Below are 24,964 nucleotides of genomic sequence, written 5' to 3' on the forward strand. Positions count from 1 at the left end.
TGCTCACACTGCTCACACGAGTTTCCCGTCAACGACCGTCGGCCGACCCCGCAGCCAGCTGCCGATGACGCGGCCGGGCAGCTCACGACCCTGGTAGGGGGTGTTGGCGCTGCGGGAGGCGAAGCCGGCGGGGTCCACCTGTCCACGGTAGTCCGCGTCCAGCAGCACCAGGTTCGCCGGCTCACCGGGTGAGACGGGGCGGCCGTGGCCCGCCAGGCGGCCGATCTCCGCGGGCCGGTGGGACATCCGGTCGGCGACCTGCGCCCAGTCCAGCAGTCCGGTGTCGACCATGGTGTGCTGCACCACGGACAGCGCGGTCTCCAGGCCGACCATGCCCATGGCGGCCGCACCCCACTCGCAGTCCTTGTCCTCGTGCGGGTGCGGTGCGTGGTCGGTGGCGACGCAGTCGATGGTGCCGTCGGCCAGCGCCTCGCGGAGCGCCAGCACGTCGGCCTCGGTGCGCAGCGGCGGGTTGACCTTGTAGACCGGGTTGTAGGACCGGACGAGCTCGTCGGTGAGCAGCAGATGGTGCGGGGTGACCTCGGCGGTCACGTTCCAGCCCTTGGACTTGGCCCAGCGCACGATCTCCACGGAACCGGCGGTCGACAGGTGACAGATGTGCACCCGCGAGCCGACGTGCGCGGCCAGCAGCACGTCCCGGGCGATGATCGACTCCTCGGCGACGGCCGGCCAGCCCTGCAGGCCCAGCTCGGCCGAGACGATGCCCTCGTTCATCTGGGCACCGGCGGTCAGCCGCGGCTCCTGGGCGTGCTGGGCGACGACGCCGTCGAACGCCTTCACGTACTCCAGCGCGCGCCGCATGATCACCGCGTCGTCGACGCACTTGCCGTCGTCGGAGAAGACCCGCACCCCGGCGGCGGAGTCGTGCATGGCTCCCAGCTCGGCGAGCTGCTTGCCCTCCAGGCCGACGGTGACGGCTCCGACCGGGCGCACGTCGCAGTAGCCGTACTCCTTGCCCAGCCGCCACACCTGCTCGACCACGCCGGCCGTGTCGGCGACGGGGAAGGTGTTGGCCATGGCGTGCACGGCGGTGTAGCCGCCCTTGGCGGCGGCCCGGGTGCCCGTCAGCACGGTCTCGGAGTCCTCGCGGCCGGGCTCGCGCAGATGGGTGTGCAGGTCGACCAGGCCGGGCAGCAGCACGGCGCCGCCGGTCTCGACCACCTCCGCGCCGGCCGCCTCCAGCCCCGGTCCGACACCGGCGATCAGCGTGCCCTCGATCAGGACGTCCTGCGGCTCGCCGCCGAGGACCTTGGCACCGCGCAGCAGCGTCTTCTTCTGCTCAGTCATCTCAGTTGTCCTCCTCGGTACGGGGTGCCCCGGTGCGGGCTGCCGCGGTGGATGCGGCCTCGGCGGGCGCGGTCTCGGCGCGACTCTCCTCGGAGCGGGAGAGGGCCGGTTCGGCGCCGCCGAGCAGCAGGTACATCACGGCCATCCGGATGCTGACGCCGTTGGCGACCTGTTCGACGGCGGTGCAGCGGGGCGAGTCGGCCACCTCGGCGGTGATCTCCATCCCGCGGTTCATCGGTCCGGGGTGCATCACCACGGCGTGTTCGGGCATCCGCGCCATGCGCTCGCCGTCGAGGCCGTAGCGGCGGGCGTACTCACGCTCGGTGGGGAAGAAGGCCGCGTTCATCCGCTCCCGCTGGACACGCAGCATCATCACGGCGTCGGACTTGGCCAGCACGGCGTCCAGGTCGTAGGAGACCTCGCACGGCCAGCGCTCCACGCCGATGGGCAGCAGGGTGGGCGGCGCGACGAGCGTGACGTGGGCGCCCAGGGTGCTCAGCAGCTGGACGTTGGAGCGGGCCACCCGGCTGTGCAGGATGTCGCCCACGATCGTGATCCGCCGGCCGTCGAGGGCGGCCCCCTCCCGGCCCACCAGCCGGCGGCGCACGGTGAAGGCGTCCAGCAGCGCCTGGGTGGGGTGCTCGTGGGTGCCGTCGCCCGCGTTGATGACGGAGCCGCCGATCCACTCGGAGGTGGCCAGCCGGTGCGGGGCCCCGGACTCGTGGTGCCGGATGACCACGGCGTCGGCCCCCATGGCCTCCAGGGTCAGCGCGGTGTCCTTGAGGGACTCGCCCTTGGAGACGGAGGAGCCCTTGGCGGAGAAGTTGATGACGTCGGCGGACAGCCGCTTGGCGGCCGCTTCGAAGGAGATCCGGGTGCGGGTGGAGTCCTCGAAGAAGAGGTTGACGATGGTGCGGCCGCGCAGGGTGGGCAGCTTCTTGATCGGCCGGTCGGCGAACCGGGCCATCTCCTCGGCAGTGTCGAGGATGAGGACGGCGTCGTCGCGGGTGAGGTCGGCGGCCGAGATGAGGTGACGCTTCATCTTTTGCCTTGGGCCTTCCGTGGGTGGGATGTGAGGTCGTCGCGAGAGCTCGCGCGCGGGCGCGCCGGGGCAGCGTGCGCGTGCGCGTGCGGGCAGACCGGGGAGGGCGAGCGCCGGGGCGTGCGGTGGCGTGCCGCGCGCGGCGGCATGCGCACCGCGCGGGCGCGTGCGGCGCGGTGGAGCGGGCGCTAGCCCGCCGGGGCGTTACCGGGGCGGCCTGCTGCCGTTCTCCCGGCGCCGGACTCCGCCTCGGACTCCGCGCCGGACGCCTCGGACGCGGGGCGGCGGGTGCCGAGCAGGACGCCGTCGTGCCCGTCCTCCTCGGTGAGCTGGACCTTGACGGTCTCGCGCTGCGAGGTGGGCAGGTTCTTGCCGACGTAGTCGGCGCGGATCGGAAGCTCGCGGTGACCGCGGTCCACGAGGACGGCGAGTTGCACCGCCCGCGGACGACCGATGTCACCCAGGGCATCCAGAGCGGCACGAATGGTGCGGCCGGAATAGAGTACGTCGTCGACGAGCACGACGAGCCGTCCGTCGACCCCGTCGGCCGGGATCTCGGTGTGCGCGAGGGCCCGCGCGGGGCCGAGGCGGAGATCGTCCCGGTACATCGTGATGTCGAGCGAGCCGACCGGGATCGCGCTGCCGGTGATCTCCTGCAGCTTGGCGGCCAGCCGCCGGGCGAGGAAGACACCGCGGGTGGGAATGCCGAGAAGCACCACGTCGTCGGCGCCCTTGGCGCGCTCGACGATCTCGTGGGCGATGCGGGTGAGCACCCGCATGATGTCCGGGGCCTCCAGCACGGGGCGCGCCGGATGCAGGCTCGGAGTGTGGTCGTCCATGAAGAATCGGACCTCCTTCCCCGCCTCACGGGACGGGCCTTAAAGGACGTCTTGCTGTTGCCCGTCAACGCTACCAGGACCCGCTCACCGGTCCGTATGAGGGGGCGGAGCCAGCCGTTCGGCCCCCCTCGGCTTGACGCGGCACATTACGCTGCGTAACCTCACAGTGAGTTACGAAGCGCGCGGCGCAGCGAACCGCATGGCGCAGCCGCTCAGCGAAACAGCGTCCGGGGAGCCATATGTCCAGCGAATACGCCAAACAGCTCGGAGCCAAGCTCCGCGCCATCCGCACCCAGCAGGGCCTCTCCCTCCACGGTGTCGAGGAGAAGTCCCAGGGCCGCTGGAAGGCGGTCGTGGTGGGCTCGTACGAGCGCGGCGACCGGGCCGTGACCGTGCAGCGCCTCGCCGAGTTGGCCGACTTCTACGGAGTGCCGGTGCAGGAGCTGCTGCCGGGCACCACTCCGGGCGGGGCCGCCGAGCCGCCGCCGAAGCTGGTGCTCGACCTGGAGCGCCTGGCCCACGTCCCGGCCGACAAGGCGGGTCCGCTCCAGCGGTACGCGGCGACGATCCAGTCGCAGCGCGGGGACTACAACGGCAAGGTCCTCTCCATCCGCCAGGACGACCTGCGGACCCTGGCCGTCATCTACGATCAGTCGCCCTCCGTGCTGACGGAGCAGCTCATCGGCTGGGGCGTGCTCGACGCGGACGCCCGCCGGGCCGTCTCGCACGAAGAGGTCTGACCCGCTCGCCGAGGAGACCCTCCCCCTCGTTCCGTCGAGGGGGTCCGGCTCCTCGACGTCGGGCAGCACATCCGCCGGCGCCGGGCATCCTGCCCGCCGCGCGGCGGCGATCCGCTCCGCGGCGCAGACCGGCGGTGCCGGACCGGCCCCACCCGTCCTCGGACGGGTCGTGGTCGGTCCGGCGCCGCCGGTTCCGTTTCCCGCGGCCGCTGCTCCGGCGTCGCAGCCGTGCTCTCCGGTCATCGGACCGGGACACCCGCTGCCGACGGGCCGGGCACCTCCTGCCGGCGGGAAGAGCGGAAAGCCCTCCCCGCCGCGGCGGGCGGGTTTTCAGCGCAGGAGTGTCGGCTTGAGCTCCTTCAACCGGCCGAGCAGGCCGTTGACGAAGCCCGGCGACTCGTCCGTCGAGAACTCCTTGGCGAGCTGGACGGCCTCGTCGATGGCGACCGCGTCGGGCACCTCGTCCACCCACAGCAGCTCGTAGAGGCCCAGCCGCAGGATGCCCCGGTCCACGTCGGGCATCCGGTCCAGGGTCCAGTCGACCGCGTAGGTGGACAGCAGCTCGTCGATACGCGCGGCGTTGCCCGCGTAGCCCTCGACGAGGGTCATCGTGTACTCGGAGACCGGCGGCTGCCGGGAATCCGTCCGGGCGAGCCGCAACCAGTCCGCGAGCACGGTGCGTACGTCGGCACCGCGCTGGTCGGCCTCGAAGAGGATCTGGAAGGCGCGCTTGCGGGCCTTGTTGCGTGCGGCCACGGTTAGTTGTTCACCCGGCCGAGGTACTCGCCGGAGCGCGTGTCGACCTTGATCTTCTCATCGGTCGTGATGAAGAGCGGCACCTGGATGCTGTAGCCGGTCTCCAGCTCGGCGGGCTTGGAGCCACCGGTGGAGCGGTCGCCCTGGACACCCGGTTCGGTGTGCTTGATCTTGAGCTCGACAGCGGCGGGCAGCTCGACGTAGAGCACCTCGCCCTCGTGCTGCGCGACGGTGGCGTCGAAGCCCTCGATCAGGTAGTTGGCCGCGTCACCGACGGTCTTGCGGTCGATGTGGAGCTGGTCGAAGGTCTGCATGTCCATGAAGACGAAGTAGTCGCCGTCCATGTACGAGAACTGCATGTCCCGTCGGTCCACGGTGGCCGTCTCGACCTTGGTGCCCGCGTTGAACGTCTTGTCGACGATCTTGCCGGAGAGGACGTTCTTCAGCTTCGTACGGACAAAAGCCGGCCCCTTGCCGGGCTTGACGTGCTGGAACTCGACAACGGACCAGAGCTGGCCACCGTCGAGCTTGAGCACCATGCCGTTCTTGAGGTCGTTCGTGGATGCCACGGTTGCGGAATCTCCTGAGACTGCTGCGGAGACCAGGGCGACTGCCACGCCTCCGACGGCCCGTGGGCTGAGCCCCCGCGGGGGCTAGAGGGCGAGCAGCTCCTTGGTCGTGATGGTGAGTAGCTCGGGTCCGCCGTCCGCCTGCGGGCGGACGACGAGTGTGTCGTCGATCCGGACACCGCCCCGGCCCGGGAGATGGACCCCCGGTTCGACGGTGACCGGCACACAAGCGTCCAGTTTACCCACGGCCTCGGGCGACAGCCGAGGGTCCTCACCGATTTCCAGGCCGACCCCGTGCCCCGTCGACTCCCCCAGCGCCGCTCCGTGCCCCGCCGCCGCCAGCACCTGGCGCGCGGCGCGGTCCACCTCACGGCACTCGGTACCCGGCCCCAGCGACTCCCTGGCAGCCCGCTGAGCGGCGAAGACGGTGTCGTAGAGCTCGATCTGCCAGGTCTCGGGCGCGGTGCCGATGACGAAGGTGCGGCCGATCTGGCAGCCGTATCCACGGTAGCGGGCGCCCAGCCGCACGGAGAGAAAATCCCCCTCCTCCACCCGCCGGTCGGTCGGCCGGTGGCCGGGCAGCCCGGAGTTGGGACCGGCCGCGACCGAGGTGGGCAGTGCGGCGCCCTCGGCGCCGTGGTCGATGAGTCGGCGCTCCAGTTCCAGCGCGAGATGCCGTTCGGTACGCCCCACCAGGATCGACTCCAGCAGCTCGCCGAGGGCCTGATCGGTGATCTCCGCGGCGACCCGCAGCGCGGAGATCTCCTCCTCGTCCTTGATCACCCGCTGCTGTTCCACCGCCAGCCCGAGGTCCGCGAGCCGCACCGAGGGCGCGACGGCCGCCAGTGCCCGGTGCCGCGCGACGGTCAGATGGTGCTCCTCCACGGCCAGCGCACCGGCACCGCTCCGCTCGGCGATCCCGGCGGCGGCCACGGCGGCGTCGTACCCGGCGGCGCCGTGCGTCTCGGCGGAATCCGTCCCGCTCGGCACCTCCAGGGTGAGCTCGCGCAGGTCGTCGGCCGGGTGGGCGCCGTTGGCCGGGCCCTCCCCCGGAGCCGACACCAGGGTGTCCGCGCCGTCCGGCCCCAGCAGCAGGACGCTGCCGGGTGCCGCGCGGCCGGTCAGGTACCGGACATTGGCGGGACGGGAGATCAGCACCGCGTCGGCGGGGCCGTCGTGGGCGGTGCTCGCCGCGCAGCGGTCACGCAGCCGGGCACGGCGGGACACATGCACCTCGGACATATGCCGAGGGTACGCAGCGCCCGGCCGGACGGCCGCCCGGACACGGCCGTGCGGGCGACTCGGGAACAATGGTCAGCTCACCTGCCGGACGGCGGCGCGGCCGTACGGGAGCGCCGGGCCGCACCGGGGCCCGGCGGACGCCCCGGGATCGCCCCCGAGAGGGCACCCGGAACAGCGCTGCCGCCGCCGGTCACCAGCTCACCGGGCTGGCCAGGCTGCGGGCGACCACGTTGTCCAGCATGCGCGCGGTGCTGGCCACGTCCTGGCGCGAGTTGTCGATGATCGGCAGCCCGGAGCTGTACCAGCCCGCCATCCGGCCGTGGATGTGCGCCACCTCCTCGTCGGCGAGCCGCCTGTTGCCGGTGCGCTCCGCGTTCCGTTCCAGGACGATGTCCAGCCCGGGCAGCAGCACCACGGGGATGAGGCCGGGGCCCACGTGCCGCTTCCAGCCGCCGAGCCCGATGACGGGCCAGTCGGGGAAGACCGCGTCGTCCAGGATGCAGGAGATACCGTTGGCCAGGAAGTTGCGGGCCGCGAAGCCGCAGGTCCGCCGGGCCAGCCGGTACTGGGCCTCGGAGTTCTCGTTCCAGCCCGTCTGCGGGTCGGCGAAGCCCGAGTGCACCCACTCGCGTACGTCGTCGAGGCTGATGTGGGCCGTGGGGACCGCTCGGTGCCCGGCCCAGTAGCGGGCGACCGTGGTCTTGCCCGCACCGGCCGGCCCGATCAGCAGGACGGCGACCGCGGCCCGGGTGGCGTCCAGCTGGGCCGGGGTGGCGCCGGGGGCCGGGACCTCGACCGGCGCCCCCGGGGGGAGCTTGACGTGGCCCGTCGCCTCTCCCCCGGGCGGAGCGCTGCCGGGCTGCGGGGGTGCGCCCGCGGGGGGCCCGGGCGGCGCGGGGTCGGCCGGAGCCCGGTCCGGAAGAGGACGCGGGTGCTGCTGAGGCGGCTGCGCAGGATGCGGCGGCTGAGTCGGCTGTGGGGCCGGCGCGTGCGGGCGGGGCGGCTGCGGCGGAGGGGCCTGATGGTGTGGGCGCGGCGGTGGCGCCTGATGGGGATGCTGCGGCGCCGGTTCCGGCGCCGAACGGGCACCGGGGGCCGGCGGGGGTGCGGACCACTGCGCCCCGAAGCCTCCGTAGGCGCCTCGGGCACCGTTGTGCTGCATCCGGACCCCAACTCCGTCCCACGTGTGAAGGCGCTGCGGCGCAACGCCGAGTGTTGTGCGAATACTGACGGTACCTTCCCCGTCCGTCTCCGTGTGAACGGCCGGATCCGCTCCCGAGTGCCCGACGCGCGCGCCGAGCACCCCGGTTCCCGCGCGACCGGCCGCCCCGCCCGCCGGGCGGGGCCGGAGCCCGGGCAGGAGTGTCAGGCGGCGATCTCGGCGTGCGCGGCCAGCAGCATCGCGGGGTCGGGGCTCTCCAGGACGGCCGGCTTGGCCAGCCCTTCGAGCACGATGAAGCGCAGCCGGTCGCCGCGCGACTTCTTGTCGACCTTCATGGTGTCCAGCAGCTTGGGCCACTGGTCGCCGCGGTAGCTGACGGGCAGCCCCACCGACTCCAGCACCGCGCGGTGCCGGTCGGCCGTCGCGTCGTCGAGGCGGCCGGCGATCCGGCCGAGTTCGGCGGCGAAGACCATGCCGACCGAGACGGCCGCACCGTGCCGCCAGTCATAGCGCTCGTTCTTCTCGATCGCATGGCCGAGCGTGTGCCCGTAGTTGAGGATCTCGCGGCGGCCCGACTCCTTCAGGTCCTCGGAGACCACCTCCGCCTTCACCCTGATCGAGCGTTCGATCAGCTCGGCGGTGTGCGGGCCCTGCGGAGTCCGCGCGGCCGCCGGATCGGACTCGATGAGCTCCAGGATGGCCGGGTCGGCGATGAAACCCGCCTTGATGATCTCCGCGAGGCCGCTGACGTAGTCGTGCACCCCCAGCGACTCCAGCGCTGCGAGGTCGCACAGCACCCCGGCGGGCGGATGGAAGGCGCCCACCAGGTTCTTGCCCTCGGCGGTGTTGATACCCGTCTTGCCGCCCACCGCGGCGTCCACCATGCCCAGCACGGTGGTCGGCACCGCCACCCAGCGCACCCCGCGCAGCCAGGTGGCCGCGACGAAACCGGCCACGTCGGTGGTGGCCCCGCCGCCGACGCCGACGATCACATCGGTGCGGGTGAATCCGGTCTGGCCCAGCGCCTTCCAGCAGTAGGCCGCGACCTCCGCGGTCTTGGACTCCTCGGCGTTGGGCAGCTGGACGGCGATGGCCTCGTACCCCTGTTCCGCCAGGTCCTCGCGCAGTGCCTCCCCGGTCGAGGCCAGCGCCTCGGGGTGCAGGACGGCCACCCGCCGCGCGTCGGCGCCGAGCAGACCGGGGAGTTCGCCGAGCAGCTGCCGCCCCACGAGCACCTCGTAGGGGTCGGTGCCCGCGGTGCCGCCGACGGTGATCCGGGTGACGGCGGAGTCCTGGGTTGTCATTGCTGCTTCTCCGGCTGGGTGGACGGTGGCTGAAGGGCGGTGAGGATCTCGTCGGCGACCTGGTCGGGCGTGCGGTCCTCGGTGCTGACGACGACGCGGGCCACCTCGGTGTACAGCGGCCTGCGCTCCTCCATCAACCTGCGCCACTGCTGCCGCGGGTTGATGACGAGCAGGGGGCGCGGAGCGTCCAGCCCGACGCGCTTGACGGCCTCGGTCAGTCCCATCTCCAGGAAGACCACCGGCCGTCCGGCCAGCAGCGCCCTGGTCTCCTCCGCGAGGACGGCGCCGCCGCCGAGGGCGAGCACTCCGCGGTGCTCGCGCAGCGCGGCGGCCACGGCCGCCCGCTCCAGCTCGCGGAAGTGCGGCTCACCCTCCTCCAGGAAGATGTCCGAGACGGACTTGCCCGCCTGCTCCGCGACGTCCTGGTCGGTGTCGCGGCAGGTCACACCGAGCCGCTCGGCGAGGAGCGCGCCGACGGTCGACTTGCCGACCCCCATCGGGCCGACGAGCACGACGAGGGGGCCGGTCACCGGATCTCCAGGTTGTCGAGGAAGCCACGGACGTTGCGGCGGGTCTCGGTGACGCTGTCCCCGCCGAACTTCTCGGCCACCGCGTCCGCCAGCACCAGCGCCACCATGGCCTCGGCCACGATGCCCGCCGCGGGCACGGCACACACGTCGGACCGCTGGTGGTGCGCCTTGTCGGCTTCGCCGGTGCGCACGTCGACGGTGGCCAGGGCGCGCGGCACGGTCGCGATCGGCTTCATCGCGGCGCGGACCCGCAGCAGCTCACCGGTGGACAGACCGCCCTCGGTTCCGCCGCTGCGCCCGGAGGAGCGGCGGATGCCGTCCGGGCCCGGGACGATCTCGTCGTGCGCCCGGGAGCCGGGCACCCGGGCCAGGGCGAAGCCGTCGCCCAACTCCACGCCCTTGATGGCCTGGATCCCCATGAGCGCCCCGGCCAGCCGCGCGTCCAGCCGCCGGTCCCCGTGCACGTGCGAGCCCAGGCCGACGGGTACACCGTGCGCCACGACCTCGACGACGCCGCCGAGGGTGTCGCCGTCCTTGTGCGCCTGGTCGATCTGCGCGACCATCGCCTCGCTCGCCGCGGCGTCCAGGCAGCGCACCGGATCGGCGTCCAGCCGGGCCACGTCACCGGGCTCGGGGACGGTCCCGTACGGCGCCTGCGCCGCGCCCAGTTCCACCACGTGCGAGACGATCTCGACGTCGGTGGTCTCCCGCAGATACGAGCGCGCGACCGTGCCGAGCGCGACACGGGCCGCGGTCTCGCGGGCCGAGGCGCGCTCCAGGACCGGCCGGGCCTCGTCGAAGCCGTACTTCTGCATGCCCGCCAGATCCGCGTGGCCGGGCCGCGGCCGGGTGAGGGGGGCGTTGCGGGCCGACTGCTCCAGTTCCGCGGGGTCGACCGGATCGGCCGCCATCACCTGCTGCCACTTGGGCCACTCGGTGTTCCCCACCATGACCGCGACCGGGGAGCCGAGGCTGAGTCCGTGCCGTACGCCGCCGAGGAAGGTGACCTCGTCCCGCTCGAACTTCATCCGGGCGCCGCGGCCGTAGCCCAGGCGGCGCCGGGCCAGCTCGTCGGCGACCATGTCGGTGGTCACCGGGACACCGGAGGGCAGCCCCTCCAGGGTCGCCACGAGTGCGGGGCCGTGCGACTCCCCCGCGGTCAGCCAGCGCAACCTGCTCAACGGTGCTCCTCTCGGCCGCTTCGCGGCCCGTCCACGTTCCTGCGCACGATCCTCCCATGCCGCCGGTGAGGCGCTCGCCCCAAGCCCGCGCCGTCCCGCCATGTGGGCAGTGCCGGCCTTCCCCGTGCCACCTCCGGCCCACGGCGACCGGCCGGGCGGCCCGGCGGCCGCCGGGTCACCCCGCGCGGGCCGCCAGCTCCGCCTCGCCGGCCGCCCGCATGGCGGCGAGCGGTGCGGGGCCCCGGCCGGTCATCAGCTCCACCTGGAGCACGGCCTGGTGCACCAGCAGGTCGAGACCGCCCAGTACCGGGCCGTGCCAGGCGGCGGCCAGTGCGGTCGGCCACGGGTCGTAGAGGACGTCGAAGAGGGTGCCGCCCGCGGCGGGCGCGGCGGCGGCGAGTCCGTCGGTGGCGCCCGCGGGAGTGGTGGAGATGACCAGGGGCGCCGCCAGCCCCTCGGCGGCCCGTGCCCAGTCGGCCGTGCGAACGGTCACGCCGAGCCGCTCCCCCCAGCCCCGCATCTCGCGGGCCCGCTCCGCGCTGCGCACATAGACGGTGATCTCGCCGATCTCGCTGCCGTCGCGCCGGTCCGCGCAGATCTGCGCGAGGGCGGCCAGCGCCGAGGACGCGGTGGCGCCCGCGCCCAGCACGGTGGCGCTCTCCACGGAGCGGATGCCCCGCTCCCCGAGCGCGGCGACCATACCCGGGACGTCGGTGTTGTCCCCGGTGCGGCGCCCGTCCTCGGTGAAGAGCACGGTGTTGACGGCTTCCACGGAGGCGGCCGTCGGGCTGATCCCGTCGAGCAGCGGGATGACGGCCCGCTTGAGCGGCATGGTCAGGGACAGCCCCGCCCAACGGCCCGCACGGTCGTCCAGGCCGGCGAGGAAGTCGCCGATGCCCTGCTCGTCCACCCGGTACCGGTCGTAGGTCCAGTTGCCGAGGCCCAGCCCGGCGTAGGCGGCCCGGTGCAGTACCGGGGAGAGGGAGTGGGCGACCGGTGATCCGAGGACGGCTGCGCGCCTGGCCTCCTGCCCGGTGGTGGCCGGCATCAGCCCCCGTCCTCCTTCTTCTTGCGCTGTTCCCTGTTGAAGTCTTCGACGTTCTTCTGGTGTTCCCGCGCGCTGTCGGTGAAGCGGGTGTCGCCGGGCTTGACCGTGACGAAGTACAGCCAGTCGCCCTCGGTCGGCTCCAGCGCCGCTTCGATCGCCTGGTGCCCGGGATTGCCGATCGGGCCCGGCGGGAGTCCCTTGTGCAGGTAGGTGTTGTACGGCGAGGGGTACTTGGTGTCGGCAACCGAGGTGTTCAGGGTCGAGCGCCCCATCGCGTAGTTGATGGTGGAGTCGAAGCCCAGCCGCATGTCCTTCTCGAGACGGTTGTGGATGACGCGGGAGACCTTGCCGAACTCGTGGTCCTGCTGGGCCTCCGCCTGGACGAGCGAGGCGACGGTGAGGACCTCCTTCGGCGTCTTGCCGCTCTTCTCGGCCTTCTCCTCCAGCCCGGTCCTGGCGTACTCGGACTCGGCCCGCTTGACCATCTTGCGCAGCACGTCCCGCGGCTTGCTCTGCTTGCCGATGCTGTACTTGGAGGGGAAGAGGAAACCTTCCGGTTTGCCGTCCGCCCAGTCCGGCAGGCCGATGTCGCCGGACTCGGCAGCCTTCTTCGTGGTCCCCTTCGCCACGTCCAGCTTCTTGTCGATCTCGGCGTAGATCTTCGAGGCCCGCCAGCCCTCGACGACGATGAGGCCGTTCTGGCTGGCCGGGTCGAGCATCATCGCCACGGCCTCCGCACCGGACATCCGCTTGCGGAGGGTGTAGGTACCGGCCTGGATGCTCTGCGCCTTGGCGTTGCCGTCGGCTGCTTCCACGAAGGCACCGGGGCTCTTGACCACGCCCTCCTTCTCGAGGACCTGCCCCATCTCGGCGAGCGAGGCGCCCTCCGGGATGTCGACCATCACCTCACCGGAACCGCTGCCCGAGTAGTCGGGCGCCGCACCGAAGTGGCTCTGGTAGAAGTCGTGGCCGACATACCCGACGACCCCCACCCCGGCCACCAGGGCGACGGCGATGACCAGCCCGCAGCCACGCCGGCCCTTGGTCCTGCCACCGCGCTCCCGGCCCCTGCGGCCCCGGTCGCCACGCTCGTCGTGGTCCCCGAAGTCGCCGTCTTCGTCGTAGTCCTCGTCCCGGTCCGCGAAGAAGGCGTGCTCACCCTGGTCGGGGCCCGGGTCCCAGCCCGTCTCCGGGTCCGGTTCCGGCGCTTCCCGCGGCCGGGGCACCGGCTGCTGCTGCGGGTCGGCGGGAGCGGGCGGATAGCCGCCCTGCCCCCCGTAGTGGCCGGTCTGCGGTTCGGCCGGGTACTCGCCAGTGTGGTACTCGCCGGTGTGGTACTCGCCGGTCGGGTACTCGCCGGTGTGGTGGCCCCCGGGGTACGGGCCGGAGGGATACCCACCTGTCGCGTACGGATCGCCCGGGTACTGCGGATGCGGACCGGCAGGGTATCCGCCCGTGCCGTGGCCCGCTTCGGGGTGGGCACCGGCCGGATGGCTCCCGGCCGGATACCCGGGCTGATACCCGCCGGTGGCGTACTCGCCCGTGGCGTGACCGCCGGTGCCGTATCCGTCCGCGGCGTAGGGGTCCGCGTAGTGCCCGGTGTGCGGCGGCGCCGGGTAGCCGGGGTCGTATCCGGGACCGCCGGCGGGGACCTGCTGACCGGTGCCGTCCCAGCCGCCGGGGGCGTACTGCTGCGGGTACTGCTGCTCGGCGTACGGGGACCCGGGCCGGCCGGAGTACTGCCCCTGCTGCGGAACCTGCTGCCAGCCGTCCTGGTACCCGGCCTGCTGGGCCGCGTTCCACTCCTGGTCCCCGTAGAGGGGGTCGTCAGGGTGCCACGGTTGGGAGCCATGGCCCTGGTCGTACTCAGTCATCGATCCCCTTGCCACGCGAGAGCGGCAGCCATGACGCCCCGCAGCTGCCCCGGGTCCCCGCTGCGGACGAATCACGTCCGGGGTGCGCCGGGTGGGTGCAGCGGCGGCTGCCGTGTCGCGCGGAACGTTACCGTACAGCGATCAGACAACCACTTCGACGCACTGCCCCGGAGGCCGACCGGAGGTCCGCTCGGTCTCCAGCGCGCTCTGCAGGATCACCACGGCGGCCGCCTGGTCGATACGTGAACGTCCCTTTTTGGCACCGACCCCGGAGGCCCGCATCCCCTGCGCGGCCGTGACCGTCGACAGCCGTTCGTCGACGAGCCGGACCGGAACGGGTGTGATGTTTTTCGCCAACTCCTGTGCGAAGTCACGGACCTTGGCGGCCGCGGGACCCTCGCCGCCGTGCAGCGAACGCGGCAGCCCGACGACGACCTCCAACGGCTCGTACTCCGCGACCAGCGCCGCCAGCCGGCGCCGGGCGGCCGGGACGTCCCGCCCCGGCACCGTCTCCACCGGGGTGGCCAGGACCCCGTCGGGGTCGCTGGAGGCGACCCCGATCCTGGCGTCCCCGACATCCACGGCGAGCCGCCGGCCGCGCCGGAAGGGCGTGGCCTCCTCGGACGGCACGGCGCCGGGAACCATCAGGCGTTGCCCCCGGCCTCGGCGACCAGCCGCTCGACCGCGGCCACGGCCTGGTCCACGGCCTCCGGGTTCTGGCCGCCGCCCTGGGCGACGTCCGGCTTGCCGCCCCCACCGCCACCGAGTGTCCTGGCGGCCGCGCGCACCAGGTCACCGGCGCGGAGCCCGGACTCCCTGGCCGCCTCGTTGGTGGCGATGACGGTGAGCGGACGCCCGCCCGTGACGGCGAACAGCGCGACCACACCAGGGCGGCTGCCGAGCCGCTGGCGGACATCCAGCACCAGGGTGCGCAGGTCGTCGGCCGTGGTGCCGTCCGGCACCCGGGCCGCGGCCAGCGCGGTGCCCCGCACGTCCTTGGCGTCCCCGGCGATCCCCGCGGCGGCCTGCAGCACCTTCTCGGCGCGGAACCGCTCGATCTCCTTCTCGGCGTCCTTCAGCCGGCCCAGCATCCCGGAGACCCGCTCGGGCAGGTCCTCGGAGCGGCCCTTCAGCAGCTCGGTCAGCTGCGAGACGACGGTGTGCTCGCGGGCGAGGAACTTGTAGGCGTCCACCCCGACCAGCGCCTCGACGCGGCGCACACCCGAGCCGATGGAGGACTCGCCCAGCAGCTTGACCAGGCCGAGCTGCGCGGTGTTGTGCACGTGCGTGCCGCCGCACAGCTCCTTGGAGAAGTCGCCGATGGTCACCACGCGCACGGTCTGCCCGTACTTCTCGCCGAACTCGGCCAGCGCGCCCTGCTTCTTGGCGTCGTCGATGCCCATGTACTCGGCGTGCACGTCCAGCTCGCGGGCCAGCACCTCGTTGATCTTCTGCTCGACGTCGGTGAGCACCGTGCCGGGTACGGCGGCGGGCGAACCGAAGTCGAAGCGGAACCGGCCCGGGGCGTTCTCCGAACCGGCCTGCGCGGCCGTCGGACCGAGCGCGTCGCGCAGCGCCTGGTGGGTGAGGTGGGTGGCGCTGTGCGCCCGGGCGATGGAGCGGCGCCGGTCCCCGTCGATCTCCGCGTAGGCGGACGAGCCGACAGTGACCTCGCCGACCTGGACGGAGCCCTTGTGCACGCTGACACCGGGCACCGGCTGCTGGACGTCGCGCACCTGGACGACGGCGCCGCCCTCCAGCCGGATGCGGCCGGTGTCGGCGAGCTGGCCGCCGCCCTCGGCGTAGAACGGGGTGCGGTCCAGGACGACCTCGACCTCGTCGCCCTCGCCGGCGGCGGGTGCGGAGACGCCGTCGACCAGCAGGCCGACGACGGTGGCCTCGCCGGAGGTGCCCGCGTAGCCGGTGAAGTCGGTGGAGCCGGCGGTGTCGGCGATCTCGCGGTAGGCCGACAGGTCGGCGTGGCCGGTCTTCTTCGCCCTGGCGTCGGCCTTGGCGCGCTCCCGCTGCTCCTTCATCAGCCGGCGGAAGCCCTGTTCGTCCACCGACAGCCCCTGCTCGGCAGCCATCTCCAGGGTGAGGTCGATGGGGAAGCCCCAGGTGTCGTGGAGCTGGAAGGCCTTGTCGCCGGGCAGCACGGTGCTGCCCGCCTTCCGGGTCTCGGTGACGGCGGTGTCGAGGATGTTGGTACCGGCCCGCAGCGTCTTGAGGAAGGCGGCCTCCTCGGCGAGCGCGACGGCCTCGATGCGCTTCCGGTCGGTGATCAGCTCCGGGTACTGCTGACCCATCGTCGTGATGACGACGTCGATCAGGTCCTCCACGACCGGGCCGGTGGCGCCCAGGATGCGCATGTTGCGGATGGCGCGGCGCATGATGCGGCGCAGCACATAGCCGCGGCCCTCGTTGCCGGGGGTGACCCCGTCGCCGATGAGCATGACGGAGGTGCGGATGTGGTCGCAGACCACGCGCAGCGACACGTCGGTGTCCTCGGCGGCGCCGTAGGCGACTCCGGTCAGTGCGGTGGCCTTGTCGATGACGGCGCGCGAGGTGTCGATCTCGTACATGTTGTGCACGCCCTGCAGGACCATCGCCAGGCGTTCCAGACCGAGCCCGGTGTCGATGTTCTTGCTGGGCAGCTCACCGAGGATCTCGAAGTCGGTCTTGGTGGTGCCCTCGCCGCGCTCGTACTGCATGAACACGAGGTTCCACAGCTCGACGTACCGCTCGTCGTTGACGGCGGGGCCGCCCTCGGGGCCGAACTCGGGGCCGCGGTCGTAGTTGATCTCCGAGCACGGCCCGCACGGGCCGGGTACGCCCATGGACCAGTAGTTCTCCTCCATCCCCAGGCGCTGGATGCGCTCGGGGGGCACGCCGACGACCTCGCGCCAGATGCGCTCGGCCTCGTCGTCCTGCTCGTAGACGGTGATCCACAGCCGCTCGGGGTCGAGCCCGTAGCCGCCCTGCTCCGGCGAGGAGGTCAGCAGCTCCCAGGCGAGCTTCGCGGCCCCCTCCTTGAAGTAGTCGCCGAAGGAGAAGTTGCCGCACATCTGGAAGAAGGTGCCGTGCCGGGTGGTCTTGCCGACCTCTTCGATGTCCGGCGTCCGCACGCACTTCTGCACGCTGGTGGCCCGCTGCCAGGGCGGGGTGACCTCGCCCAGGAAGTACGGCTTGAACGGCACCATGCCGGCGGGGACCAGCAGCAGCGTCGGGTCGTCCGCGATCAGCGACGCCGATGGCACCACATGGTGCCCCCGCTCCTCGAAGAAGCGCAGCCAGCGGCGGCGGATTTCAGCCGACTCCATCAGTGGTCCTCATTCCGGTCGTTCGGGTGCTTGGGGGTGGACTGGTGGTCCTGGTGGTCCTGTTGGGCGGGGAGCGCGCCGCCGTGCGGCCCGGCCTGCCCGCGCAGCACCGTCCGCTCCTGCTGCCGCGGGAGCGGGGCGGACGGTCCGGCCGGGAGCTCCCGGTTGCGGTCGTCCTCCTCGGGTGCCGACAGGCCGAGCGCGTCCTTGAGTTCGCCCTCCCGCTGGGCCATGCCCGCGCGCACGTCGAGTGCGAACTCCCTGAGCCGCTGGCCGCCTTCGACGGCCTTGTCGGCGGCGCGCAGTGCCAGCGCGTCCGGCGCGAGGCTGCGGATCTTGCGCTGGACCTTGGTGGTGGCCCAGACACCGGCTGCGGCACCGGTGGTGAACCAGAAGGCTCGGCGGATCATCCGGGCTCAGCCCCTTCCACGCTTGCGGCCGCCGCGGCGGGCGGCGGGTACGGTGCGGCCGACGACCACGCCGCGGCCCGCGCGCGGCTCCCGCTCCGGTCCGTCCTTGCGCCCCAGTGCGCGGCGCACGCCGTAGCCGAAGGCGGCGACCTTGACGAGCGGGCCGCCGAAGGTGGTCGAGACGGTGGAGCTGAGGGCCGAGGCGTTGGAGGTGACCTCCTGGACGTCCGTCGCGATGGCGTCGACGCGGTCGAGCTGGGTCTGCGCGGAACGGACGGTCGCCGACGCCTCTCCCAGGAGGGGGACCGCCTGTTCCGTCACACCTGTCACCAGCTTGGTCGCCGCCCTGAGCGTCTGCGCGAGCCTCACCAGCACGACGGCGAGGAACGACACCAGGATCGCCCAGAAGACGGCCACGAGGAGGCCGGCCACTTCTCCACCGGACACGCTGCACCGCTTCCCTTGAGGTCATGGGGGTCGGCCGCCGCTCGCCGGGTGGCCGACCGCGGCGGCGTACGCGGTACCGACCTTATCGCGCCGGACCGCTGCGTCCGTACCGCATTCCGGGGCGGCGCGGGCGCACCGCACCAGCGCGTCCGCGCCGCGGAGCGCCCGGGAACGCCGCAGCCCGCCGTACCCGTACCGGAAGGAACCGGCGTCGGGCAGGCGGGCTGGCGGAGCCGGCCGCAGCGGGAGGGTCAGCGGGCGTAGTACTCGACCACGAGCTGCTCGTCGCAGATCACCGGGATCTCCTTGCGGTTGGGGTCCCGGTCCAGACGGAAGGCGAGCGCCTGCAGGTTGACCTGGAGGTAGCGCGGGGTCTCGCCCTCGCCGGCGTAGCCGCCCTCGCGGGCGACCTGGAAGGGGTGCTTGCCGCGGCTGCGCTCGCGGACCATCACCACGTCGTCGGGACGGACGCGGAAGGAGGGCTTGTCGACCTTGCGGTCGTTGACCGCGATGTGGCCGTGCACCACCATCTGCCGGGCCTGGTAGATCGTGCGGGCCAGGCCGGAGCGGAGCACGAGCGCGTCCAGCCGCCGCTCCAGCTCGATGACCAGGGCCTCACCCGTCTTGACCCCGGTCTTGCGGGCGCGCTCGTAGGCGCGGCGCATCTGGCTCTCGCTGATGTCGTACTGGGCGCGCAGCCGCTGCTTCTCCAGCAGCCGGACCTTGTAGTCACTGTTCTGCTTGCGGCCCCGGCCGTGCTCCCCGGGCGGGTACGGGCGCTGTTCGAAGTACTTGACAGCCTTCGGGGTCAGCGCGACGCCCAGGGCACGCGACTTCTTGACCTTGGGACGCGACTGGTTCACGTTGAACGAACCTCCGTGTAAGTTAGGTGAGCCTTACCTTAGCTGAGGAGTACGCATGTTTCGACCTGGGATCCCCCTGCCCGGCACCGACGCCGAGGGGGAACAGCCGCGTCCCGTGGAAGACGCCCGGCAGCCGACCGCCGCCGAACGTGTACGAACCCTCGCACAATCCAGCGTATCCGCCCTGCTGACCATTCCCGGAGCCGAGCCCGACCTGCGGGAACCCGGCTCGGGCATCCCCCAGGCCCACACCGTCACCCCCGAGGGCGACGTCCTGCTGCTGGTCGCTGCGGACTCGCCGGAGGCCCGGATGAGCGCGTACGCGCAGGACGACGACCTCACCGCGGTGATGGAGATCACGGATGTGGCACCCGTCTCCGTGCCGCACCGGGTGCGGGGGCGCGCCTGGATCGCCGGCTGGCTCACCCCGGTACGCGGCGAGGACCGCGCGGTCTGCGCCCGGCTGCTCGCCGAAGCGGCCCCCTCGGCTCCGGTGGCGGGGACCTCGCGGCGGATGCTGCGGCTGGAGGTCGGCGAGTGCTGGATCGACGACCTGTGGGGCGCGGAGTCCGTGGAACCCGACGCCTTCGCCGCCGCCGCGCCCGACCCGCTCGCCGGCCACGAGGCGGAGCTGCTGCAGCACCTGGCCGCCGCCCACCGGGAGCAGGTGCACGGGCTGTGCGCCTGCCAGGGGTGGGAGCAGGCGGTCCCGGTGGCACTCGACCGGTTCGGGCTGCGGGTGCGGGGCTGGAGCGCGCAGGGAGCCTGCGCCGACGCCCGCTTCGACTTCGCCGAGCCGGTCGGCACGGTGGCCGAGCTGCGCCGCGCGCTGCACGGGCTGTTCGCCGCGGGCGGCTGACGGGCCCGCCCGCAGGGGCGGAGAGCGGCCGGCGGACGCCGCGAGCCGCGCGGCGCCGGGGCCCGTCACGGCGCGGCAGACATCCGGACCAGGCGCGGCCGGCGGACGCGCGGGCCGTGACGCGCCGTCCCGGCCCGCGGTTCAGTCCTCCTCGCCGCGCAGCCGGGCGCGGACCCGCTCGGCGATGTCGGCGTAGCGGGCCTCGGCGCCGTAGCGGGTGGGTTCGTAGTACCGCCGCCCGTGCACCGCGTCGGGTGCGTACTGCTGCGCCGCGATCCCGCCCGGCAGGTCGTGCGGGTACTGGTAGCCCGCGCCGTGGCCGAGCTGCTGCGAGCCCTGGTAGTGGCTGTCCCGCAGATGCGCCGGAACAGGTCCGGCCAGCCCCGCGCGGACGTCCGCCAGCGCCGCGTCGATCGCGAGGTAGGCCGCGTTCGACTTGGGTGCGAGGGCGAGCGCGACCGTGGTCTGGCCGAGGGTGATCCGCGCCTCGGGGAAGCCGATCAGGGCGACGGCCTGCGCCGCGGCGACCGCCGTCTGCAGTGCCGTCGGATCCGCCAGCCCGATGTCCTCGCTCGCGGAGATCATCAGGCGCCGTGCGATGAACCGGGGGTCCTCACCGGCCTCGATCATCCGCGCGAGGTAGTGCAGCGCGGCGTCCACGTCGGAGCCCCGGATGGACTTGATCAGCGCACTGGCCACGTCGTAGTGCTGGTCCCCGGCACGGTCGTACTTCACCGCGGCCCGGTCGACCGCCTCCTCCACCGTGACCAGCGAGATCGCGGACTCGCCCTTGGCGAGCGCCGCGCCGGCGCCCGCCTCCAGTGCCGTCAGCGCCCGCCGGGCGTCGCCCCCGGCGATCCGCAGCAGGTGCGCCTCGGAGTCCTCGGGGAGCGTCACCCGGGCCGCCAGGCCCCGCTCCTCGGCCAGGGCGCGGCGCAGCAGCCCGCGGATGTCCTCGTCGGTCAGCGGCTCCAGCGTCAGCAGCAGCGAGCGGGACAGCAGCGGGGAGATCACCGAGAAGTAGGGGTTCTCGGTGGTGGCCGCGATCAGGGTCACCCAGCGGTTCTCCACCGCGGGCAGCAGGGAGTCCTGCTGGGCCTTGCTGAAGCGGTGGATCTCGTCGAGGAAGAGGACGGTGTCCTTGCCGTAGGCGCCGGAGGCGCGGCGCGCGCCGTCGATGACACTGCGTACTTCCTTGACCCCGGCGGTGATCGCCGACAGCTCCACGAACCGCTTGTCGGTGGCCTGGCTGACCACGTAGGCCAGGGTCGTCTTCCCGGTGCCCGGCGGCCCCCACAGCAGCACGGAGGAGGTTCCGGCCGGGCCGCCGCCGACCTCCCCCACCAGGCGGCGCAACGGAGATCCGGGGCGCAGCAGATGCTGCTGCCCCACGACCTCGTCCAGGGTGCGCGGGCGCATCCGGACCGCGAGGGGGCTGGCCGACGGGTCCTTCGCCTGGCGGTCCTCTGCTGCTGCGGTGAATAGGTCGGGCTCCACGACGGAAACCCTAAGTCAGCCCGCCGACAGTCGCGCCCCCCAGGCCGCCGCGGCCGGGCGGCTCCGGCCTCAGCCGGTCCAGAAGTCCCACCAGCGGGTCAGCACCAGGATGCCGATCACCCCGATGTGCAGCACCGGCACCACCCACGGGAACTCGTCCGCGAAGCCGCGCACCGCCGCGGGAGCCGGCAGGAAGCCGCTGCGGACGTTGTGCGCGGTCACGTACCAGAACATGATGATCGTCGCGACCCATGCCAGGCAGCACCACAGGCACAGGTTCCCGATGGTGTACAGCGACTGGTACTGGAGCCAGGTCACGAAGCCGACGCCGAACAGACAGCCCGCGTTGAAGGTCAGCCAGTACCAGCGGGGGAAGGCGGCGCGGGTGAGCAGGGTGACGCCGACGCAGATGACGATGCCGTAGGCCACCAGCCCGATCATCGGGTTGGGCGCCCCGAAGGCCGAAGCCTGGTCGCTCTGCATGATGTTGCCGCAGGCGACGACCGGGTTGATGCTGCACGCCGGTGTGAAGTCCTTGTCCTCCAGGAGTTCGAACTTGTCGAGCGTGATCACCCAGGCCGCGAGCAGCCCCGCGGCTGCGGTGACGATGAGCATCCAGGCGAAGGGCCTGCTCGCTCCGACGGCACCCCCCTTCGGTGCGTTCGCGCCCGTGTGCGCCTCGTCGAGGGGTGCCGTCGTCGTCATAGCCGTTCTCGTCCCGTCATCAGGTCATGGCCGGTTGGGGCACATTCTGCCCCAACCGGCCCGCCGGTCACCGCAGCTCGGCTCGCACTTCGGCCACCACCCGCTCCAGCGGGAGGGCCTGCTGCTCGCCGCTGGCGAGGTCCTTGAGCTGGGCCACCCCCTCGGCGAGGTCGCGGTCCCCGAGCAGCAGCGCGAACCGGGCCCCGGAGCGGTCGGCCGATTTCATGGCGTTCTTCATGCCCTTGCCGCCGTAGGCCAGGTCCGCCGCGACGCCTTCCCGGCGCAGCTCGGTGACCAGCCGGAAGAGCGCACGGCGGGCCTCGTCGCCGAGCGGCACGGCGAACAGCTCGGTGGCCGGGGCCAGTTCGAGCTCGACCCCTTCCGCCTCCAGCGCCAGGACCGTGCGGTCCACGCCCAGGGCCCAGCCGACGGACGGCAGCGCCGGGCCGCCGATCATCTCGGAGAGGCCGTCGTACCGGCCGCCGCCGCCGATGGCCGACTGCGCGCCGAGGCCGTCGTGAACGAACTCGAAAGTGGTACGCGTGTAGTAGTCGAGCCCGCGCACCAGCCGGGGATCGTCCTCGAAGGGCACGCCTGCCGCGGTGAGCAGCGCACGCACCTCCTCGTGGAACGCCTTGCACTCCGCGCACAGGTGGTCGCGCATCATCGGCGCACCGGTCAGCTGCCGCCGGACGCTCTCCCGCTTGTCGTCCAGCACCCGCAGCGGGTTGATGTCGATCCGGGCGCGGGTGTCCTCGTCCAGGTCGAGACCGCGCAGGAAGTCCTGGAGCGCAGCGCGGTAGACGGGGCGGCAGGTGCGGTCGCCGAGCGAGTTGAGGAGCAGCCGGAAGCCGGTCAGTCCCAGCGAGCGGTATGCGTCGCAGGCCAGGACGATCAGCTCGGCGTCGAGCGTGGGGTCCTCGGTGCCCACCGCTTCGGCTCCCACCTGCGAGAAGTGGCGGTAGCGCCCCTTCTGCGGGCGTTCGTAGCGGTAGTAGGAGCCCGAATACCACAGCTTCACCGGGAGGTTGCCCGCCCGGTGCAGGTTGGCCTCCAGCGCGGCGCGCAGCACCGAGGCGGTGCCCTCGGGGCGCAGCGCCAGTTCGTCGCCGCCCTTGGTGGTGAGGGTGTACATCTCCTTGGTCACGATGTCGGTGGACTCGCCGATCCCGCGTGCGAACAGCTCGACGCTCTCGAACCCGGGCGTCTCCACGTATCCGTAGCCGGACCGGCGCAGCGGCGCCGCGATGGCCTCGCGCACGGCGAGATACCTCGCGGAGTCGGGCGGCAGGAGATCGTAGGTGCCCTTGGGGGCCTTGAAGGTGCTCATGCGGCTTCTCGTCACATTCCTCGTCGCGGGGCGGCCGCGGCGTCGCTGCCGCCGCCTCCCGGGCCGTGCTCCGCCACCTGTCGCAGGAACGGGTTGGTGGCGCGCTCGCGGCCGATGGTCGTCTGGTGCATGTGCCCGGGCAGGACCACGGTCTCGTCCTCCAGCGGAAGGCACACGCGCGCCAGGGAGCGGAGGATCTCGTCCGGGTCGCCGCCGGGCAGATCGGTGCGTCCGATGGAGCCGGGGAACAGCAGGTCGCCCGAGAACAGCACCGGCGGGACATCCGCCTGCTCGGGCATCCGGAAGGTCACCGACCCCTTGGTATGGCCGGGCGCGTGCGCGACGCCCAGTTCCAGCCCCGCCAGGTCCAGGACCGCGCCGTCGGAGAGCTCCGCCACGTCGTCCGGCTCGCCGACCGTCAGCTCGCCCATCAGGGGCTGCCCGATCGTCATCCCCAGCGCCTTCTCCGGGTCGCTCATCATGTAGCGGTCGTCCGGGTGGATCCAGGCGGGGACGCCGTGCGCGCCGCAGACCGGGACGACGGACGCAACATGGTCGATGTGGCCGTGCGTGAGGATCACCGCGACGGGCTTGAGCCGGTGCTTGGCGACGGCCTCCTCGACGCCCTGCGCGGCCTGGTGGCCCGGATCGATGATCACGCACTCCTCACCGGCGGCGGGGGCGACCAGGTAGCAGTTGGTCCCCCAGGCCCCGGCGGGGAACCCGGCAACGAGCACGATCGTCCTTCATTCGTCCGACAGCGGGAGCGGCGACGCGGCCGGGCAGGCCGTTCGCCGGTCAGGAGCTGCCAGCCTACCGGCGCGGGTGTGCGCGGAGCCAACCAGTAGCGGGCGGCGCGTACCCGTGAGGGTGGCGTATACGGTACGTGAGGTCCCGCAGGTGCGACGCCTCGAAGACGCCCTCGCCAGACGCCTCGAAGGAGACGAGACCGTGGTCAGCAGTGAGCAGCGCAGAAAGCAGCTCGCCCGTGAGAAGTACGCGCGGCAGCTCAAGCGGCGGGAGGCGGCCCGCCGCAAGGCCCGCATACGCAACATCACGATCGCCCTCGGCCTGGTGATCGTGCTGGCCGCGGGCGGAGCCTACGCCGCCTCGGGCGGGCTGAACGGCGACAAGAAGAAGGACGAGTCCGACAGCGCCGCCGACCAGCCCTCGGCGCCGCCCACCAGCAAGGCCCCGGACCCCTGCGACAAGCCGGCCAAGGGCAAGCCGACCGGCAAGCAGTGGAAGAAGGAGCCGGCCATGGAGGTGGACGAGTCGGCGACCTACACCATGCGGCTGAGCACCACCTGCGGCGAGATCGACATCGCCATGGACGCCGGCGAGGCCCCGCACACGGTCAACTCCTTCGCCTTCCTGGCGGGCGAGAAGTTCCTCGACCACACCGCCTGCCACCGGATGACCGGCCCGCCCCAGCAGCTGTCCGTGCTGCAGTGCGGCGATCCGACCGGCACCGGCAGCGGCGGACCCGGCTACGAACTGCCCGACGAGAACCTCAAGGGCGCGAAGTACCCCGCGGGCACGGTCGCGATGGCCAACAGCGGCCCCGACACCGGCGGCAGCCAGTTCTTCCTCGTCTACGAGGACAGCGAGCTGCCGGCCAAGTACACACCGTTCGGCAAGGTCTCCGACTCCGGCATGAAGGTCCTGAAGAAGATCGCCAAGGCCGGGCTGACCCCGATGCGGGCCCAGGGCGACGGTCGGCCGAACGCCACCGTGGTGATCGACAAGGCCACGGTGCGCAAGTCCTGACGCTCCCCCGGCCTGCCGCCGGACGGAGCGCTCGCGGCCGGTCGCCGCCCGCGCGATACCGTTCCCGACCGGCAATTCGCCGCTCGCCGGATGCGGACAGCGCGGGCGCCGGTCGCCTATGTTGGCTGTGACGAGAACCGTGAACGATGCCGGGGGGCCACAGTCCCT

General features: G+C 72.6%; 24 protein-coding genes. 3 read left to right on the forward strand and 21 right to left on the reverse strand.

Annotated features, from left to right (window positions below):
- Positions 1-12: 12 nt before the first annotated feature.
- The 3 genes from ACFYMO_RS18975 to pyrR form a co-directional block, all read right to left on the reverse strand.
- Positions 13-1,308: a dihydroorotase gene (locus ACFYMO_RS18975; protein ID WP_366771976.1), complete on the reverse strand. Its 1,296-nt coding sequence runs from the start codon at positions 1,306-1,308 to the stop codon at positions 13-15.
- Between the two features lies 1 nt (position 1,309).
- Positions 1,310-2,350 carry an aspartate carbamoyltransferase catalytic subunit gene (locus tag ACFYMO_RS18980; protein WP_366771977.1) on the reverse strand — a complete coding sequence of 347 codons (1,041 nt, stop codon included), beginning with the start codon at positions 2,348-2,350 and terminating at the stop codon, positions 1,310-1,312.
- 188 nt (positions 2,351-2,538) lie between these two features.
- A complete protein-coding gene (gene pyrR, locus ACFYMO_RS18985) occupies positions 2,539-3,189 on the reverse strand; it encodes a bifunctional pyr operon transcriptional regulator/uracil phosphoribosyltransferase PyrR (RefSeq protein ID WP_366771978.1) in 651 nt (216 codons plus the stop codon).
- 239 nt (positions 3,190-3,428) lie between these two features.
- Here pyrR and bldD point away from each other — a divergent pair, with 239 nt between their 5' ends.
- On the forward strand, positions 3,429-3,929 hold the full coding sequence (bldD, locus tag ACFYMO_RS18990) for a transcriptional regulator BldD (protein ID WP_019356149.1): 501 nt from the start codon (positions 3,429-3,431) through the stop codon (positions 3,927-3,929).
- Between the two features lie 330 nt (positions 3,930-4,259).
- Here bldD and nusB read toward each other — a convergent pair whose 3' ends face one another.
- The 14 genes from nusB to rpsD form a co-directional block, all read right to left on the reverse strand.
- Entirely contained in the window at positions 4,260-4,685 is a 426-nt protein-coding gene (gene nusB, locus ACFYMO_RS18995) for a transcription antitermination factor NusB (RefSeq protein ID WP_019356148.1), read from the reverse strand.
- Between the two features lie 2 nt (positions 4,686-4,687).
- Positions 4,688-5,254: an elongation factor P gene (gene efp / locus ACFYMO_RS19000; RefSeq protein WP_019356147.1), complete on the reverse strand. Its 567-nt coding sequence runs from the start codon at positions 5,252-5,254 to the stop codon at positions 4,688-4,690.
- Between the two features lie 84 nt (positions 5,255-5,338).
- Positions 5,339-6,496: an aminopeptidase P family protein gene (locus ACFYMO_RS19005; RefSeq protein WP_388547560.1), complete on the reverse strand. Its 1,158-nt coding sequence runs from the start codon at positions 6,494-6,496 to the stop codon at positions 5,339-5,341.
- 190 nt (positions 6,497-6,686) lie between these two features.
- Positions 6,687-7,658 carry an AAA family ATPase gene (locus ACFYMO_RS19010; RefSeq protein WP_366771980.1) on the reverse strand — a complete coding sequence of 324 codons (972 nt, stop codon included), beginning with the start codon at positions 7,656-7,658 and terminating at the stop codon, positions 6,687-6,689.
- A 203-nt stretch (positions 7,659-7,861) separates the two neighbouring features.
- The gene (gene aroB, locus ACFYMO_RS19015) at positions 7,862-8,962 is read right to left on the reverse strand and encodes a 3-dehydroquinate synthase (protein WP_366771981.1); all 1,101 of its coding nucleotides are present in this window, start codon (positions 8,960-8,962) and stop codon (positions 7,862-7,864) included.
- The gene (locus ACFYMO_RS19020; RefSeq protein WP_366771982.1) at positions 8,959-9,492 is read right to left on the reverse strand and encodes a shikimate kinase; all 534 of its coding nucleotides are present in this window, start codon (positions 9,490-9,492) and stop codon (positions 8,959-8,961) included. The genes aroB and ACFYMO_RS19020 overlap by 4 nt, the downstream gene beginning before the upstream one ends.
- Positions 9,489-10,673 (reverse strand): chorismate synthase, encoded by a 1,185-nt coding sequence (gene aroC / locus ACFYMO_RS19025; protein ID WP_366771983.1) that lies wholly within the window; start codon positions 10,671-10,673, stop codon positions 9,489-9,491. The genes ACFYMO_RS19020 and aroC overlap by 4 nt, the downstream gene beginning before the upstream one ends.
- A 175-nt stretch (positions 10,674-10,848) precedes the next feature.
- Positions 10,849-11,721, reverse strand: coding sequence for a shikimate dehydrogenase (locus tag ACFYMO_RS19030; protein ID WP_388547565.1), 873 nt, complete (start codon positions 11,719-11,721; stop codon positions 10,849-10,851).
- Positions 11,721-13,595: an endolytic transglycosylase MltG gene (mltG, locus tag ACFYMO_RS19035; RefSeq protein ID WP_388547568.1), complete on the reverse strand. Its 1,875-nt coding sequence runs from the start codon at positions 13,593-13,595 to the stop codon at positions 11,721-11,723. Before mltG ends, ACFYMO_RS19030 begins: the two co-directional genes overlap by 1 nt.
- A gap of 141 nt (positions 13,596-13,736) precedes the next feature.
- Positions 13,737-14,240, reverse strand: a complete 504-nt coding sequence (ruvX, locus tag ACFYMO_RS19040) for a Holliday junction resolvase RuvX (RefSeq protein WP_366771986.1) — start codon at positions 14,238-14,240, stop codon at positions 13,737-13,739.
- Positions 14,240-16,915: an alanine--tRNA ligase gene (alaS, locus tag ACFYMO_RS19045; protein ID WP_388547571.1), complete on the reverse strand. Its 2,676-nt coding sequence runs from the start codon at positions 16,913-16,915 to the stop codon at positions 14,240-14,242. The genes ruvX and alaS overlap by 1 nt, the downstream gene beginning before the upstream one ends.
- The gene (locus tag ACFYMO_RS19050) at positions 16,915-17,325 is read right to left on the reverse strand and encodes a DUF6167 family protein (RefSeq protein ID WP_366771988.1); all 411 of its coding nucleotides are present in this window, start codon (positions 17,323-17,325) and stop codon (positions 16,915-16,917) included. Before ACFYMO_RS19050 ends, alaS begins: the two co-directional genes overlap by 1 nt.
- 6 nt (positions 17,326-17,331) lie before the next feature.
- Positions 17,332-17,772, reverse strand: a complete 441-nt coding sequence (locus ACFYMO_RS19055) for a DUF948 domain-containing protein (RefSeq protein ID WP_366771989.1) — start codon at positions 17,770-17,772, stop codon at positions 17,332-17,334.
- A 251-nt stretch (positions 17,773-18,023) separates the two neighbouring features.
- Positions 18,024-18,635, reverse strand: a complete 612-nt coding sequence (rpsD, locus tag ACFYMO_RS19060; protein WP_366771990.1) for a 30S ribosomal protein S4 — start codon at positions 18,633-18,635, stop codon at positions 18,024-18,026.
- Positions 18,636-18,690: 55 nt separating this feature from the next.
- Here rpsD and ACFYMO_RS19065 point away from each other — a divergent pair, with 55 nt between their 5' ends.
- Positions 18,691-19,494, forward strand: a complete 804-nt coding sequence (locus ACFYMO_RS19065; protein WP_388547575.1) for a DUF2470 domain-containing protein — start codon at positions 18,691-18,693, stop codon at positions 19,492-19,494.
- 141 nt (positions 19,495-19,635) lie between these two features.
- On the opposite strand, the gene ACFYMO_RS19070 is transcribed toward ACFYMO_RS19065, so the two are convergent.
- The 4 genes from ACFYMO_RS19070 to ACFYMO_RS19085 form a co-directional block, all read right to left on the reverse strand.
- Positions 19,636-20,991 carry a replication-associated recombination protein A gene (locus ACFYMO_RS19070; RefSeq protein ID WP_388547578.1) on the reverse strand — a complete coding sequence of 452 codons (1,356 nt, stop codon included), beginning with the start codon at positions 20,989-20,991 and terminating at the stop codon, positions 19,636-19,638.
- Positions 20,992-21,060: 69 nt separating this feature from the next.
- On the reverse strand, positions 21,061-21,696 hold the full coding sequence (locus tag ACFYMO_RS19075; protein ID WP_366771993.1) for a vitamin K epoxide reductase family protein: 636 nt from the start codon (positions 21,694-21,696) through the stop codon (positions 21,061-21,063).
- Between the two features lie 67 nt (positions 21,697-21,763).
- The gene (hisS, locus tag ACFYMO_RS19080; RefSeq protein ID WP_388547581.1) at positions 21,764-23,026 is read right to left on the reverse strand and encodes a histidine--tRNA ligase; all 1,263 of its coding nucleotides are present in this window, start codon (positions 23,024-23,026) and stop codon (positions 21,764-21,766) included.
- Positions 23,027-23,037: 11 nt separating this feature from the next.
- Positions 23,038-23,763, reverse strand: a complete 726-nt coding sequence (locus ACFYMO_RS19085) for an MBL fold metallo-hydrolase (protein WP_366771995.1) — start codon at positions 23,761-23,763, stop codon at positions 23,038-23,040.
- A 214-nt stretch (positions 23,764-23,977) separates the two neighbouring features.
- Between ACFYMO_RS19085 and ACFYMO_RS19090 the strand changes: the two genes are divergently transcribed.
- Complete coding sequence (locus ACFYMO_RS19090) at positions 23,978-24,796, forward strand: peptidylprolyl isomerase (protein WP_366772048.1); 819 nt, start codon at positions 23,978-23,980, stop codon at positions 24,794-24,796.
- Positions 24,797-24,964 lie beyond the last annotated feature (168 nt).

Origin of the sequence: Streptomyces sp. NPDC007025, from assembly GCF_042869455.1 — a bacterium.
In the GTDB taxonomy this organism is placed as follows: Bacteria; Actinomycetota; Actinomycetes; order Streptomycetales; family Streptomycetaceae; genus Streptomyces.